The following is a 16,320-nucleotide window of genomic DNA, read 5'->3' as shown; positions in this document are numbered from 1 at the left end:
CACATGAACTTCGAACACAGCGCAGAACGGCGCATGCTCGCCGACAGCTTGAACCGCTTTATCGCACAGCAGTACAACCTCGACAAACGCCTGCAAAGCCTGGCCACGGACCTGGGCTACAACCCCGAGATCTGGCAGCAGCTGGCAGACCTGGGGGTAATCGGCGCCCTCTTCAGCGAGGCCGATGGCGGCTTTGGTGGTGGCGGTTTCGACCTGGCCCTGGTCTTCGAGGCCCTGGGCCGCGGGCTGCTGGTGGAGCCGCTGCTGGGCAGCGCCGTGCTGGCTGGCGGTGCCATAGCCCTGGGCGGCACCGAGGAACACAAAGGCCACCTGGCGAGCATCATCGACGGCAGCCTGATTGCCGCTCTGGCCCACGAGGAACCCGACAGCCACTATGAAACCCAGCGGATCGCCTGTCGCGCCGAGGCGCACGGCACCGGCTGGCGCCTGAACGGCATCAAGAGCCTGGTCTTGCACGGCGCCCAGGCCGGGTTGCTGGTGGTCGCCGCGCGCACGGCGGGAGCCGTCGATGAGCGCGAGGGCATCTCGTTGTTCCTGGTGCCCGGCGACGCCCAGGGGCTGGAGATCCACCAGGTTCCGACCCACGATGGCGGCCCCGTCGCACAAGTGCGGCTGAACAACCTCAACCTGCCGGAGCAGGCCTTGCTCGGCACCTTGCACCAGGGCCACGCCCTCCTTGAGCACTGCATCGGCCAGGGCTTGCTGGCGCTGTGTGCCGAAGCACTGGGGGCGATGGAGGCGGCCAAGCTGGCGACCCTGGACTACTTGCGTACCCGCCAGCAGTTCGGCCGGCCGATCGGCAGTTTCCAGGCGCTGCAGCATCGCATGGCGGTGTTGCTGCTGGAAATCGAACAGGCACGCTCGGCAGTGATCAACGCCGCCGCGGCCCTGGATGCCGACCGGCTGACCCGCGAACGGGCACTGTCGGCGGCCAAGGTCAGCATCGGCCGCATCGGCACCCTGGTGGCCGAGGAGTGCATCCAGCTGCATGGCGGTATCGGCATGACCTGGGAGCTGCCCCTGGCCCATTACGCCAAGCGCCTGGTAATGATCGACCACCAGTTGGGCGATGAGGACCACCACCTGCAGCGCTATATCGCCCTCGGCCAAGAACAGGCGCTGTGAACGCCAAACGCCGGCGACGACAGGCCCCCGTCGCCAGGGCCCGAGGTGTCGCCGCCGTCCTTGCCTTGGGCGCAGCCAACGCCGGCACACGGCACTGACCTTCCCTTTCCCCGGCAAGCCATTGCCACCTTGCCTGCTCATCGACCCCGTCCCCTGGCGGGGTCGATAGCAGTCGCCCCCTAGGTTTCACAGGGCCGGCTCAACCCCGGCATAGCCGCACATCACTATAAAAACAACAAGACAGGTGAACACCATGCAATCCATATCCATCCCTTCCCTGCCCTTTTCCACTCTGGTGGGCGGCTGCGTGCTGCCACTGGTGTGCCAGGCACAGTTCATCGAAGACAGCCAGCTGACCCTGGGCGCGCGCAACTTCTACATGAACCGCGACTTCCATGGCGATCGCCCGCCACAGAACAAGGCCGAGGAATGGGCCCAGGGCTTCATCCTGCGCTACCAGTCGGGGTTCACCGATGGCACGCTCGGCCTCGGGGTCGACGGGCTCGGCCTGCTGGGCATCAAGCTCGACTCCGGTGGCGGCACGGCCCATACCGGAGCGTTGCTGGCAGACCGCAGCGGCGATGTGGCCGACCGGTACGGGTCGTTCGGGGTGACCGCCAAGGCCCGGGTCGCCAAGAGTGTCTTGAGCCTCGGCAGCCACGAACCCTTGCTGCCGGTGGCCTTTCGCAACGACACCCGCCTGCTGCCGCAGACCTTCAACGGCGCGCAGTGGGTGTCCAATGATCTCCAGGACCTGTCCCTGACCCTGGGCCGCTTCGCCAGCGTGCGCCAGCGCAACTCGACCGACCAGGAAGACCTGCAGATGTCCGCCCTGGCCAGAAACGGCCGGCAGGTCGCTGGCCGGGTCGACAGCGACCGCTTCAGCTACGGCGGTGCCGGCTACGCCTTCAGCGATGCGCTCAAGGCCAGCTACTTCTATGCCGAACTGCAGGACAACTACCGCCAGCACTACGGCAACCTGACCCACCATGTGCCGCTGGCCAGGAACCTCTCGCTGAAGTCCGAAGTGCGCTACTTCCACAGCGCCGGCCTGGGCCAGGCCGAGGTCGACAACCGTAACCTGGGGGTCATGCAAACCCTGACCTATCGGGGCCATGCCCTGAGCTTCATCTATCAGGACCAGAGCGGGCGCAGCGGCATGCCATTCATCAGCGGCACCGACCCCTATGGGTTCAATACCTCGACCTACAAGAGCTTCGTCAACGCTGGGGAAGACTCCTGGCAACTGCGCTACCGCTATGATTTCGCAGCCGCCGGCCTGCCCGGCCTGAGCCTGATGAGCCGTTATGTGCGCAGCAATGAATTCAGGATCGGCCAGCAGCACGCCCGGGAGCGCGAACTCGATACCGACCTGGCCTATGTGATCCAGAACGGCCCGTTCAAGGACCTCGGCCTGCGTTGGCGCAACGTGATGTACCGCGCCAACTACAGTGCCAACGTGGATGAAAACCGCTTGATCGTCGATTACAGCGTCAAGCTCTGGTAACCCCAAAACCCGGCTGCCGGCAATGGCCGGCAGCTTCGGCACCACTCAGGCGCCTCAGCCCAAGGTAGCGCGAAGCCCCTGGCAGGCCTCTCGGTATTCGCGCTCGAGCCGGGCCACCAACGCCTCGGCGGGCGCTACGCCCTCCAGCACGCCAATTCCCTGGCCACAGCCCCAGATCTCCTTCCAGGCCTTGGGCCGTTGGCGGTCCGAACCGAAGTTCATCTGTGACGGGTCGCTTTCCGGCAGGCGCTCCGGGTCCAGCCCGGCCGCCACCAAGGAAGCTTTCAGGTAGTTGCCGTGCACCCCGGTAATCAGGTTGGTGTAGACGATGTCCTGAGCCCCCGACTGGCAGATCATCTGCTTGTAGCCCTGCACCGCATTGGCTTCCTCGGTGGCGATGAAGGCCGAGCCGATGTACGCAAGATCAGCCCCCAGGGCCTGGGCGGCGAGGATCGCCCGCCCCGAAGCGATGGCCCCGGACAGCAGCAGCGGACCGGCGAACCACTGGCGGATCTCCTGCACCAGGGCAAAGGGCGACTGGCTGCCCGCATGCCCTCCGGCACCGGCCGCCACGGCGATCAGGCCGTCGGCGCCCTTGTCGATGGCCTTGCGCGCAAAACCGTTGTTGATCACGTCATGCAGGACGATACCGCCGTAGCTGTGCACCGCCTGGTTGATCTCCGGTCGCGCGCCCAGGGACGTGATGATGATCGGCACCTGGTGCTGCACACAGACGGCCATGTCGTGCTCGAGCCGGTCATTGGAACGATGGACGATCTGGTTCACCGCAAAGGGCGCCGCGGGCCGCTCCGGGTGCAGCCGGTCGTGCTCGGCCAGGGCCTGGGTGATCTGTTCGATCCATGCTGACAAGCGCTCGGCCGGCCGGGCATTCAACGCCGGAAACGAGCCGATGATCCCGGCCTTGCACTGGGCGATCACCAGTTCGGGGGTGGAAATGATGAACAGCGGCGCGGCCATCACCGGCAACCGCAGGCGCTGGGAAAGTATCTCGGGCAAGCTCATGGCCTGGCTCCTGTGCAAGGGCGAATGGACTTCATGACTGGGCCATGATCGCCAAGGGCTTGGCGGCTCTGGCGGTACGAGCGGTGATCAGCACCAGCACCCCGGCCAGCAGGTACATCGCGATCCCCAGGTACATGCTGGACACATGCCCGCCGGTGTGGCTGTTGATCACCCCGTTGAGCCAGGGCGTCACCGCCGGGCCGAGGTTGCCCAGGCTGCTGATGAAGGCGATGCCGCCGGCGGTGGCCGCTACCGACAGGTATTCGCTGACCAGGGCGAAGAACAGTGGCGTTCCGGCCTTGATCCCCACATAAGCCACACACAGCGCGGCCACTGACAGCAGCAGATGGCCGTTCAACTGGGTGATGATCGCCAGGCCGAACGCCGCGACGGCCATGCAACCGACGAAATGCCAGCGGCGCTCCCGGCGCTTATCGGAGTGCAGGCCGATCAGCACCATGCCGACAATGCCGATGATGTTGGGCACCGCCGTGATCAGCCCCACCTGCAACAGGTCCTTGGTGCCCCAGCCCTGGATCAGGCTCGGCATCCAGAACACCAGCATGTAGGTGGCCCCGAGGAACATGAAATAGGCCATGGACAGCAGGTAGATCTTGGGGTCGCGAAACATCTGCCCCAGGCTGCCCTGGGATTTGTCCCGGGCGTTTTTCAGGTCCTGGGCCATGTCGGCGTCCAGCAACTGCTTGTCGCGCGGGCTGAGCCACTTGGCTTGCTCCGGGGAGTCCGGCAGGTAGAAGAAGGCCATCACCCCGAGCACGCTGGCCGGCAGGCCCTGGAGCACGAACATCCACTGCCAGCCGTGGTAGCCGGCCACGCCGTTGAGGTACTTGAGAATGCTGCCAGAGACCGGCCCGGCGATGAGCCCGGCGACGGCCGCAGCGGTCATGAAGAGGGCGATCACCTGCCCCCGGCGCGGCGCCGGGAACCAGTAGGTGAAGTACAGGATCACCCCCGGAAAGAACCCGGCCTCAAAGGCCCCCAGCAGGAAACGCAGGATGTAGAACTGCAACGGTGTGGTGACGAACATCATCGCCGCGGCCACCACGCCCCAGCAGAACATGATGCGCAGCAAGGTCTTGCGCACACCGCTGCGCTTGAGCATGAGGTTGCTCGGCACCTCGAAGAGGAAGTAGCCGATAAAGAAGATACCGGCACCCAGGCCATACACGGCATCGCCAAAAGGCAGGGTCTGTTTCATCTGCAGTTGCGCATAGCCGATGTTGACCCGATCGAGAAAGGCGATCATGTAGCAGGTCATCAGCAGCGGCAGCAGGCGCCAGCGTATCTTCGCGTAGAGCGCATCGAGTGCCTGGGCGGGGTCGTGCAAGGCATGTGGATCTGGGACCGTTATTATTTTTCTAGTCATTGTCGTCTCCGGCGGAGTCGGTGGGTGCAGCGTCAGTGGAATCGAAATTCAGTGATTGCTCGCCTCGCGGTCCTGCAGCACGCGCCACATGACTTTGCCTGAGCCGGACTTGGGCAGGCTGTCAACGAACTCCAGCAGCCGCGGCACCTTGTAGGCCGCCATGTGCTGCTTCGACCAGTCGATGATGTCTTCGGCGCGGACCTGGCCCACGGCCTCGCTGCGCAGCACCACCAGGGCTTTTACCGACTCCCCGCGATAACCGTCCCGGACCGCGATGACACAGGCCTCATGCACCGCCGGATGCTTGAACAGCAACGCCTCGACCTCGGCCGGCCAGACCTTGAAACCGCTGCTGTTGATCATCCGCTTGAGGCGATCGGTGAGAAAAAAGTAGCCCTCCTGGTCCATGTGGCCGAGGTCGCCGGTACGCAAGAAGCGCTTGCCCTCGAACTCGACGAAGGCCGCGGCCGTCGCCTCGGGATTGCGCCAGTAACCTTTGAACAGCATCGGCCCAAAGGTAATGATTTCACCCACCTGGCCAGGCTCCAGTTCCTCCAGGGTGTGGGGATCGACCACCCGTGAATCGACCCCGAAGAAGGGCATGCCCAGGCATTGCAGCTTGGCCCGTTCGGGAGGGTTGCCATGGCTGGCGGCGGCGGTTTCCGTCAGCCCGTAGCCTTCGAGGAAGGTCAGGCCGAACTCCTGGCGCAGGCGCTCCGCTACCGCCTGGGGCATCGCCGCGCCACCGCCGTTGATGTGCACCAGGCTCGAGAGTTCGAAGTCCTGGTAATTGGGGCTGCCGAACAGATCGATGACCATGGTCGGGATGCAGGTCCAGTGGGTCACCCGATAGCGGGAAATCAGGCGCCCGGCCAGTTCCCGGTCCCAGCGCGGCATGATCACCGTGCTGGTGGCGTCGAACACCGCTCGCAGGACAAAGCACACCAGGCCAGTGACATGGAAGAACGGCACCACCCCCAGGCCCACCGACTCGACGGTGGACTGGGTCCAGCTGCCGCTGACGGCGTTGCTCATCAGGCTGCGGTGGCTGTGCATGCAGCCCTTGGGATGGCCGGTGGTGCCCGAGGTGTATTGCAGCAGGGCCAGGTCGTCGGCCTGGGCGCAGTGCTCGCCGGGGCTCAGGGCTTGCCCGAGTGCCTCCCGCCAGCACCAGTAGCCCTCGGGCAGCGGCGGCTCGCTGCGCAGCCAGGCATCGATCTCGACGCTGGAGGCTTCTTGCGGGTCCATCTCTGCCGGCGCCGGCATGGCATCGCTGTAGCGGGTCACCAGTACCGTGCGCAGCAACCCTTCGGGGCCAAGCTCGGCACTCGCGGCCTGGGCGGTCGACGCCAGGTCCGCGGCGCAGATCAACACCTGCGCCTGGGCGTCGCCAAGCTGATAGGCCAGTTCCTCGACCTTGTTCATCGGGTTGACGGGCACCAGCACCGCGTTGGCCCGCAGGATGGCATAGCAGGCAACGATGAATTGCGGGCAGTTCTGCAAGTACAGCGCCACCCGATCCCCCGGCCCAACGCCGACCTTCTGCAACCAGCCAGCCAGGGCCAGGGCCTCGGCCCGCAGGGCGGCGAAGCTCAGGGCCCGCCCGAAAAACCGATAGGCCACCTTGTCCGGGTAACGCTGGGCCGCCACCTCCAGGTTGAACCACAACGAGGTGGCCGGCACCGTCAGGGCATGGGGCAAGCGCTTGGGCCAGACGCGATGATGGGGACGCTGAGTGCGAGTAGTGGACATGCAGACTCCTTCGAGGCCTGGATTGATCAAGGGGACAACCGCGAACAAGCGCACTCGACACCTGCGCCAATGACCAGACCTTGCGCCAGCGGGTATCGGCCCCGGGTCGATCCTGCCCCATGGGCCATGTTTTTTTCAATCCTTATATTTCGCTGTGCGAAATAAGATTCCGTATTGACCGGTAGATTATTCGCTGACATCCTGCATTTCAACGTCGAACACCCCCTGCGAAACACAATCAGAAAAATCACTGCGCCCTGGTAACGGCCCCTACGTTCACCCCGACACCGACCAGGGCCTGACACAAGAGTCATCGCCTATGAGTGCTGTGCCTGATGCACCGATCCTGCAAGGTCTGTTCAGCGGTTTTGCGGTCCATCTCGGCTTGAGCCTGCGGGAATACCGGCAGGCGCAAACCGTTATCGCAGTCACCGTTGAGCAGCACCACCTCAATCAGGCCGGCAATCTGCATGGCGGGGTCATCGCCTCATTGGCGGACACCGCGATGGGCATGAGCGGCACCTGGCATGCCGATCCGCAGCAATGGCGGCTGGCCCTGACCCTGTCGCTGAACATCAACTACATGGCGGCGATCCCCCCGGGAAGCGAGGTCCGCGCAGTGGCGCGCCTGCGTGGCGGCGGGGCGAAGATCTTCATGGCCAGCTGTGACCTGCTGGACGCCGACGATCGCCTGCTGGCCAGCGCCGAAGGGGTGTTCAAGCGCGGTCGCCTGCGCCTCGACAACCGCTGAAGGCCGCCTCTCGGGCAGGTGCGGCCCAGGGCACAGTGGGCGAAATTCAATTTCGTAGGGGAACCTTTGATTTCAATTCAGGCCGTTCCGGGATAACATTTTTTCTTTGTGTCCAAGAACTCGCTGTGTGGTCAACTGGCATTGCGACCGGCACCAGCCCTTACCGGAAGCCCCCATGCACGACCCGAACGACAGCCCGGAACAAGCGCCCAAAGACCGCAAGTTCGTCGAAGCCCTGGCCCGCGGCCTGGAAGTGCTGCGGGCCTTTACCCATGGCCATGCGGTACGCGGCAACCAGGACATCGCGCGGATCACCGGCTTGCCCAAGCCCACGGTGTCGCGCCTGACCTACACCCTGACGCAGCTGGGTTACCTCAAGTACAACCAGGACCTGGAGAAGTACCAGCTGGACTCGGCGGTGCTGGCCCTGGGTTACGCCTACTCCGCCAGCCTGCGGGTTCGCCAGCTTGGCAAACCCTTGATGGACGAGTTCGCGCGCCGCACCAACACCACCGTCAGCCTGACCTGCCGCGATCGCCTGTCGATGATTCACGTGGACAGTAGCCGCCCGCCCGAAGTGGCCAGCCTGCGCATGGAACCCGGTGTTCGCCTGCCCCTGGCCACTAGCGCCGCGGGGCGCGCCTACCTGGCTGCCACACCAAAACTTGAGCGCGACCATTTGCTCGGGGAAGTGGCGAAGAAAATCGGCGATGAATGGCCAGCCCTGGAAAAGTCCCTGGAAGACTCCTTCCGCGAGTACGAGTCCCTTGGCTTCTGCCTGTCCCTGGGGGAGTGGGACCGCAACGTCAACGGCGCTGGGGTGCCGCTGCACCTGGCTGATGGCAGCATCATGGCCCTGACCTGCGGCGCCCCGAGCTTCCAGCTGTCCAGCGAAAAACTCGAAAGCTCCCTGGCCCACCAGTTGGTGATGCTGGCCCGGGACCTGGAAAGCCTCGGCGTCTGAGGCGGTCTGCGCCCTTGACTCCCGGGACATCAGGCCCGGGAGAGGTTCACACACACCCAAAAAAATGCCATGCAGCAACGGCTGACTGCCTCCAGCCGTCAGAAAAGAGAACAGGCCCCATAGCGGCCCCGGATCAGACCAAACGCTTCGGCAACGCCGCTTTCTCGTGCAGAGAAAGCGGCGTTGTTCCTTGACGCTTCGAGCTTGTCCGCAGCGCGGGGCCTGTTGGCCGATAGCCGCCTTGCAGCTACAGATCCCGGGGGCGTCAGGGATTGGCCTGACGCCCCTGAAACCTGCACATACCCGGTACTAGCGGGGGCTCCTCATCTGTTACCGGCCACGCTCTTGATGTTGCCGAAGGACGAAGACTGACGTATCTCTCCCCGGTCGACCCCCGCCAAACCACCAAGGACGGCATAGCTACCACCACTTACGTGACTGCTGGTGAGTGAGTTGACGACCCGGGATTTGTTTTCGCCTACCAGGCCACCCACCTTGCTACGCAAGCCTCCATAGACGCTGCCTTTGGCCGATGCCGTATCGATGAGACCACTGGCATGGGTGCCAACCAGACCGCCAACAGCGCTGGTACTCTCGCCCCGGACGCGTCCGCTGGCCGAGACCGAGCGCAGATCACCCGCGTTGTAGCCGACCAGACCGCCCACATGGCTGTTGGAGCCGCCGTATACATCGCCTCGTGCCTCGGCGTATTGGGTGATACCGCCAGTGTTGTGCCCAATGAGCCCGCCAACATGGGTGGAATCCACCGCAGCGACCATGCCCGAGGCTTCGGCACCGCTGATTTCACTGTTCACGTTCTTGCCGACCAGGCCGCCGACGTTGAAGCTCTTTTGTCCATAGTTCTCACCACTGGCCTTGACGTTGCGCAGAACGCTGTTCTGGTTGAGCCCCACCAGACCACCAGCGGTATCAAGCACCAGACCAATCACCAATCCGCTGGCTGACGAGTCGGTGATCAAGCTGGAGTTGTTGAGACCCACCAACCCTCCTACGTTGTTGCCAGCCCCGCCAAACACCAAGCCCGAGGCGTTGGAGCCCACTATGGTGCCGTTCTGGTTGATGCCCACCAGGCCACCCAGGTTGCGGTAGGCGTAGTCATGAATGCTGCCAAACCCAAGCGTTCCCGAGCTTGCAGAGTTAGCGATCGAGCCGCTCTGGTTGATCCCCACCAATCCGCCTATACCCACCAGAGCGTGGCTGTTCATGGTGCCCCTGACATCGACATCGGCGCTGCTCCGGCTCACCGAGCCCGTGTTCAGGCCCACCAGGCCACCGGCTGCCGAAGTGAGGGTATTGCCCAGCACTACACCGGTGATCGACGCATTATCGATGGAACCGCCGGAGTTGATCCCCACCAGCCCGCCGACCTGGTTGTCCTGCCGGCTCTGGGCATTCACCTGCAGATCGCTGGCGCTGACGTTGGCAATGCGCCCGCTGTTGCGCCCGACCAGGCCACCGACAGCACTGGAACCGGAGGTGGGCTTGGCGCCGTTGATGGTCAACGAAGCCAGCTTGAGGTTGCCGATGCTGCCGGACGAGCTGGCGAACAGCCCGCCATCGGTGCCGTTGCTGTTGATCGTCAAACCGCTGAGGGTGTTGCCCAGGCCATCGAAGATGCCACTGAAGGCCTGCTGGCCACCGATGGAGGTCAGGTGCGCGCTGCTGTTGATGGAGTTGCCGAGGACGTAGCGACCGGCCAGGTTCTGGTCGATTGCCCGCAACTGCGTGGTGTCTTGAATGACCCGGTAGGCTTCGCCGTTGGCGTCGAAGCGCGCTCCGTTGCCGGACAGCGTGACGCCGCCATTCTGGCCCATGACAAACCCACTACCGTGGTTCAGCCCGAGGCTGCTGTTGCTGCCGCTCAGCGTCAGTTGACGGTTGAGCTTGATCTCACCCTGGGCATTGAGTTCGATTCGGGCATTGGCGCCACTGGCAGACAGGCGGTCATCCAGACGGATGTCCTTGGCCGAGGAGAGGGCCAACCGGTTACCGCTGGACCAGCGCAGCCCGTTCTCCACCGCTACATCGCCCTTGCCACTGGCCAGTTCGATATTGGTCGTGGCCAGGTTGCGCGCCAGGGTGTCGGCATGGACGGTGTTGCTGTTGGCGTTGAAGAAGGAGCCCACCTTGACGTCGTTGCTGGCGATCTTCCAGGTGCCCGTGCGGCCGTCCCTGGACTGAGTGTTGACCTTGGTCGGCAGCAGTACCCGGGTGGTGGCGCCCCGAGTCTCGATCACCCCGCCATCGCCCTCGCCGCCTAGCGCACTGGCCTGCAACGAACCATCGACGCTGACCACGCCCACATCGCCACCGTCGAGGGTGATCCGGCCGGCTTTTTGCGACAGGGTATTGGCTTCGATGGTGCCCCGGTTGTTGACCACGGTCTGCAGCATGGAACCTGCGCTCTTGGCGGTCATCAGCACTTGGCCGCCGTCGGCCTTGAGCAGGCCGCCGTTACTCACCAGTGCATTGAGCGCCGCGCTGTCGACGTGCAAGTCCAGCAACTGGTTGCTGTCGAAGCTGACGGTGAAACTGTTGCCCGCAGCCAGGGCCACGCGCCCGTTCTGGGCCTTGATCGTGCCTTCGTTGCGAACCTTCGCCCCCAGCAGAGCCACACTGCCACCGTCCGCCGCGGTAATAGAACCGAGGTTGGCGACTTCAGTCGCCGCAGTCCCGGAGAACGTGTAGCGGCCGGCCTTGAAATCGGCATCGCTGATGTCGCGGGTCGTAGCCACCAGGCCACCGACATTGACCTGAGCTTTATTGCCGAACACCACGCCATTGGGGTTGATCAGGAACACTTGGCCATTGGCATTGATCTGCCCCTGGATGTTACTGCCGTTGACACCGACCACCCGGTTCAAGGCAATCGAAGTGCTGGAAGGCTGATTGAAGGTCACCGATTGATTGGCCTGAACACTGAAGTCATTCCAGTTCGTGGTCAGCTTGTCCGTATGCTGGTTGATCGACATGTTCGGCCCCTGGGCAAGGATGTCCGCACTGCCGGACACCACCTGCCCCCCGGTGGGCAAGGCAAACGCCAAAGGCATCCCGACCAATGCCAGGAGACTGGCGACCGCCACTACCAGGCCTTTGCCCGAGCCCGAACGCCGACGCCGGCGCGCGCCTTCGTGAGCCACATTCCAACAGCCCTGTGTCTGATTCCAGACCAACGCATAAACCTTATTCATAAAGCTCCTTATCGTATTCTCAATACCCGGCAAACCTTTGCAGAGCAGCACAACACGGCTGGGGCACAGCGCCCTGGCAGCAATGCGGTTAAGTGCTCGCACAATCCCAAGCGATGTACTGCGCCCGTTACCTCGGGCCGCTCAGGACAAGCTGCATGGCAGCCCTGAATCAGGCCAACCTCGATATGCCGTGCTCGCGCACGGCATACCAAGGCAGTGGCCATTTCCTTGTATCAAGAGGGGTTGATCACCAGTTACGCGGCTCGCCCTGGTTGAGGTTGGCTGGCTGATTCAGGGGGCGGTCGTAGCCCGTGCTTGCGTAGTTCGGAGCTATTACCTTGATGTTGCCGAAGGCTGCCGATTGACGAATGTCACCCAGGTCTACCCCCGCCAGGCCGCCCAGTTGTGCATACTGGTTGCCCGAGACTTCGCCACTGGCGAGCGTGTTGACGATCCGCGCGTTGTTCTGCCCCACCAGACCACCGACCACGCTGTAGCTGCCCCCGGAAACATTGCCCTTGGCCGAGGCGGTGTCGATGAGGCTGTCACCCTGCTCAATCCCATGAGTACCCACCAGACCACCGACCGCGCTCTTGGCACCGCCACTGACATCACCATGGGCCTCGACCGACTTCAGGTCCCCGGCGTTGTAGCCGATGAGCCCGCCGACATGGCTTTGATCCTTGCCAGTGACATTGCCCAAGGCCAGGGAGTTGGCAATGAGCCCACCAACGTTGGAACCAACCAGCCCACCTACAGTGCTGTTGCTACCGCCCTGAACCAGGCCGGACGCTTCGGCAAGGCTGATGTCACTGTCAAGGTTCTGCCCCACCAGGCCGCCGATGTGCAGGCTGTTCCCCGCATTCACCGCGCCGCTGGCGTTGACGTTGCGCAGCACGCTGTCGTGGTTCAGCCCCACCAGGCCACCGGCCGTGGCAAAGCTGTTGCCCTGCAACCTGCCGCTGGCTACCGAATCACTGATCCGGCCCGATTCGTTGCGACCGACCAGGCCTCCGGCGTTGCTCGCGCCAGTGCCGGATACCGTTGCCGAAGACTGGGAGCGCTCGATACGGCCGCCCTGGTTGTAACCCACCAGGCCGCCCAGGTTGGTGCCCTTGTAGCTGTAGCTGTTACCACTGGAAACCGCTCCCGCACTGGAGGAGTCGGCAATCAGTCCTTGATGGTTGATGCCCACCAACCCACCCACTCCACCCTCGGCGTTGCTGGCGATGCTGGCGGTGAGCCGGACATCGGCGCTGCTGTTGGTCACGGTGCCGCCACTCCCCTCCAGCTGACGGTTCTCGCCCACCAGGCCACCGGCGGCCGAAGTGAGGGTATTGCCCAGCACCACACCGGTGATCGACGCATTATCGATGGAACCGCCGGAGTTGATCCCCACCAGCCCGCCGATCACGTTGTCCTGTCGGCTCTTGGCATTTACCCGCAGATCGCTGGCGCTGACGTTGGCAATGCGCCCGCTGTTGCGCCCGACCAGGCCACCGACAGCACTGGAACCGGAGGTCGGCATGGCACCGTTGATGGTCAACGAGGCCAGCTTGAGGTTGCCGATGCTCCCGGACGAGCTGGCGAACAGCCCGCCATCGGTGCCGTTGCTGTTGATCGTCAAACCGCTGAGGGTGTTGCCCAGGCCATCGAAGATGCCACTGAAGGCCTGCTGGCCACCGATGGAGGTCAGGCGCGCGCTGCTGTTGATGGAGTTGCCGAGGACGTAGCGCCCGGCCAAGTCCTGGTCGATTGCCTGCAACTGCGTGGTGTCTTGAATGACGCGGTAGGCTTCACCGTTGGCGTCGAAACGCGCTCCGTTGCCGGACAGCGTGACGCCGCCATTCTGGCCCATGACAAACCCACTACCGTGGTTCAGCCCGAGGCTGCTGTTGCTGCCGCTCAGCGTCAGTTGACGGTTGAGCTTGATACCACCCTGGGCGTTGAGTTCGACCCGGGCATTGGCGCCAGTGGCAGACAGGCGATCATTCAGGCGAATGTCTTTGGCCGAAGAGAGGGTCAACTGGTTACCGCTGGACCAGCGCATCCCGTTTTCCACCGCTACATCGCCCTTGCCACTGGCCAGTTCGATATTGGTCGTGGCCAGGTTGCGCGACAGGGTGTCGGCATGGACGGTGTTGCTGTTGGCGTTGAAGAAGGAGCCCACCTTGACTTCGTTGCTGGCGATCTTCCAGGTGCCCGTGCGGCCATCCCTGGACTGAGTGCCGACCTTGGTCGGCAGCTGTACCCGGGTGGTGGCGCCCCGGGTCTCGATCAACCCGCCATCGCCCTTGCCGCCTAGCGCGTTGGCCTGCAGCGAACCATCGACGCTGACCACTCCTACATCACCACCGTCGAGTGTGATCCGGCCGGCTTTTTGCGACAGGGTATTGGCTTCGATGGTGCCCTGGTTGTTGACCACGGTCTGCAGCATCGAACCTGCGCTCTTGGCGGTCATCAGCACCTGCCCGCCGTCGGCCTTGAGCAGGCCGGTGCCGCTGTTGTGCACCAGCGCGTTGAGCGCGGCGCTGTCGACGTGCAGGTCCAGCAGTTGGTTGTCATCGAAGCTGACGGTGAAGCCATTGCCTGCGGCCAGCGCCACACGCCCGTTCTGCGCATTGATCGTGCCTTGGTTGGTCACCTTGGCCCCGAGCAGCGCAACGCCACCACCGTCAGCGGCAGTGATGGCGCCCTGGTTGACTACCTCGGCCGCCGAGTCGCCGGTGAACCGGTAGTTGCCGGCCTTGAAATCGGCATCGCTGATGTCGCGGGTCGTAGCCACCAGGCCACCGACATTGACCTGTGAGCCTTGGCCGAACACTACCCCGTTGGGGTTGATCAGGAACACCCGGCCATTGGCATTGATCTGCCCATGAATCTGGCTGCCATTGACGCCGACGACCCGGTTCAGGGCAATCGAGGTGCTGGTGGGCTGATTGAAGGTCACCGATTGATTGGCCTGAACACTGAAGTCATTCCAGTTCGTGATCAGCTTGTCCGTATGCTGATTGATCGACATGTTCGGGCCCTGGGCAAGGATGTCCGCACTGCCGGACACCACCTCCCCTCCCGTGGGCAAGGCAAACGCCGAGGGCAACCCGGTCATCGCCAGGAGACTGGCAACCGCCACCACCAGGCCCTTGCCGGAACCGGTACGCCGACGCCGGGCGCCCTCGTGAGTGACGTTCCAGCAGCCCTGGGCCTGGTTCCATACCAACGCATAGATCTTGTTCATGAAAACTCCATATCGATTTATCTACGTACTGCAAACCTTTACAGCACGGCACTGCCGCTGAAGCGCTCGCTAGGCCTTCAAGACTGAACGACGGTGTTGGGTAGAACTCGCCCACGGGCGAACCGGCTCAATGACCGGTCGCGCTCATGGGAAGGTAAAGGTGAACTCTGCGGCCCCGTTGGCCTCTCCGCCGGCCTGGACTTCCTGGTCATTGCCAATGCGGATGTAGCTGGCCCGCAAGGGAATGCTTGCGCCCTCGCCGATGCGCTGCATCTCGTAGCTCTGGCCGCTGTACTCGATGCGTTCCGAAGTCAGCCCATTGGTCATGACAATGCCGAACCCCCGGGTACTGGAATTGATCAGACCCAGTACGCCCGGGACCGACGAGCCCCCGGACTTGTCGATAAAGCTGATGCGAGGCTTGGCCTGCATCGAACAACGGCTCAAGCCGATACTGAAAGGAACCGCAGGCGAGGTAGCGTTGACCTGGGGAAAGTCCGACAGGGTGAAGCGCCCCAAGCGCACCCCGATCTCTTTGTAGGCTTCCACCACGCAGGTCTTGGGCAGCTCGATGTTGATGTTGAAGTCCATGCCGCCCATGACCAGGCTCGTGCGGCAACTGCCGGTCAGCGGTGCGCTGAGCTGGCTCAATTGGGCCCCCAGGGTCGACTCGTTTTTTTCCAGGTCGTACGCATACAACTGCAGGTAGGAAGAGCCTGTTACCTGAGTCACTTTGAGGGTGCCCGTGGGCAACTGATCCGGTGGCACGGTCAGGATCAGTGACTGAACAATCTGGGTGACCATGGTCTGCTTGGGTAAACCGCTCTCAAAGACCAGGTCGTCATTTTTTTCCAAGGCAATCGGGTAGGTGACCTGGGCCACCCGTATTTTCTTGCCCCCTTGAGGAACAACCTCCAGTCGCAAGCCAATGCCGGCGACATCGGTAGGCGCGGCACCATCGTACTGCGGCGTACCGGGGGTCCAATGCCCCGCAGTCACCAGCTCCCGAGGTCTGCCGGAGACAGCCAGGTTGAAACTGGTATGCAAGGTCAGCGTACGCTGCCATAACACGGTTCCTACCGCGGTATTGGTGTTCAACGGGTTGATCAGCCGCCATTGCGTAACGGCGTTGCTGGTGACGTCGCAGCCCCTGGCATAACCGTTCACCGAGGCTGCGCGCGCTTGCGTGCCGACCCAGCCGCAAAGCATCGCTGCAAGCACGACGCCATGAACCCACAGGGACAGCGGTCTACGCTCGGTTACAAGCCTCAGCCATTGGCGAATCATCTGTCTTTCTCCCTGTCTGCACTGTTGGAGCACCGCCTGTGTGAACGGCCATG

10 protein-coding genes are annotated in these 16,320 nt (G+C 63.5%); 4 read left to right on the top strand and 6 right to left on the bottom strand.

Annotated elements, in window-relative coordinates; genetic code table 11:
* Window positions 1-3 precede the first annotated feature (3 nt).
* Window positions 4-1,146, top strand: a complete 1,143-nt coding sequence (locus ACZ5BO_RS08870; RefSeq protein WP_464699291.1) for an acyl-CoA dehydrogenase family protein — start codon at window positions 4-6, stop codon at window positions 1,144-1,146.
* A 253-nt stretch (window positions 1,147-1,399) separates the two neighbouring features.
* A complete protein-coding gene (locus ACZ5BO_RS08865) occupies window positions 1,400-2,653 on the top strand; it encodes an OprD family outer membrane porin (RefSeq protein WP_464699289.1) in 1,254 nt (417 codons plus the stop codon).
* A gap of 54 nt (window positions 2,654-2,707) precedes the next feature.
* On the opposite strand, the gene ACZ5BO_RS08860 is transcribed toward ACZ5BO_RS08865, so the two are convergent.
* From ACZ5BO_RS08860 to ACZ5BO_RS08850, 3 genes are all read right to left on the bottom strand, one after another.
* Window positions 2,708-3,676, bottom strand: a complete 969-nt coding sequence (locus ACZ5BO_RS08860; RefSeq protein WP_464699287.1) for an NAD(P)H-dependent flavin oxidoreductase — start codon at window positions 3,674-3,676, stop codon at window positions 2,708-2,710.
* Between the two features lie 31 nt (window positions 3,677-3,707).
* On the bottom strand, window positions 3,708-5,024 hold the full coding sequence (locus tag ACZ5BO_RS08855; protein ID WP_256244309.1) for an MFS transporter: 1,317 nt from the start codon (window positions 5,022-5,024) through the stop codon (window positions 3,708-3,710).
* An 87-nt stretch (window positions 5,025-5,111) separates the two neighbouring features.
* Window positions 5,112-6,815: a long-chain fatty acid--CoA ligase gene (locus tag ACZ5BO_RS08850; protein WP_464699285.1), complete on the bottom strand. Its 1,704-nt coding sequence runs from the start codon at window positions 6,813-6,815 to the stop codon at window positions 5,112-5,114.
* Window positions 6,816-7,134: 319 nt separating this feature from the next.
* Here ACZ5BO_RS08850 and ACZ5BO_RS08845 point away from each other — a divergent pair, with 319 nt between their 5' ends.
* Both ACZ5BO_RS08845 and ACZ5BO_RS08840 read left to right on the top strand, forming a co-directional pair.
* Entirely contained in the window at window positions 7,135-7,566 is a 432-nt protein-coding gene (locus ACZ5BO_RS08845; protein ID WP_025127930.1) for a PaaI family thioesterase, read from the top strand.
* Window positions 7,567-7,741: 175 nt separating this feature from the next.
* Window positions 7,742-8,530: an IclR family transcriptional regulator gene (locus ACZ5BO_RS08840; protein WP_025127929.1), complete on the top strand. Its 789-nt coding sequence runs from the start codon at window positions 7,742-7,744 to the stop codon at window positions 8,528-8,530.
* A gap of 323 nt (window positions 8,531-8,853) precedes the next feature.
* Here ACZ5BO_RS08840 and ACZ5BO_RS08835 read toward each other — a convergent pair whose 3' ends face one another.
* The 3 genes from ACZ5BO_RS08835 to ACZ5BO_RS08825 all read right to left on the bottom strand — a co-directional run bounded on the left by ACZ5BO_RS08835 (window position 8,854) and on the right by ACZ5BO_RS08825 (window position 16,267).
* Window positions 8,854-11,742, bottom strand: a complete 2,889-nt coding sequence (locus ACZ5BO_RS08835) for a two-partner secretion domain-containing protein (RefSeq protein ID WP_464699283.1) — start codon at window positions 11,740-11,742, stop codon at window positions 8,854-8,856.
* Between the two features lie 247 nt (window positions 11,743-11,989).
* Window positions 11,990-14,980, bottom strand: a complete 2,991-nt coding sequence (locus ACZ5BO_RS08830; protein WP_464699281.1) for a two-partner secretion domain-containing protein — start codon at window positions 14,978-14,980, stop codon at window positions 11,990-11,992.
* A gap of 144 nt (window positions 14,981-15,124) precedes the next feature.
* Window positions 15,125-16,267 (bottom strand): fimbrial protein, encoded by a 1,143-nt coding sequence (locus ACZ5BO_RS08825; RefSeq protein WP_464699279.1) that lies wholly within the window; start codon window positions 16,265-16,267, stop codon window positions 15,125-15,127.
* Window positions 16,268-16,320: the final 53 nt, after the last annotated feature.

The sequence above is a fragment of the Pseudomonas sp. FFPRI_1 genome (assembly GCF_055384485.1).
This window is presented reverse-complemented; position numbering and strand designations above follow the sequence as displayed.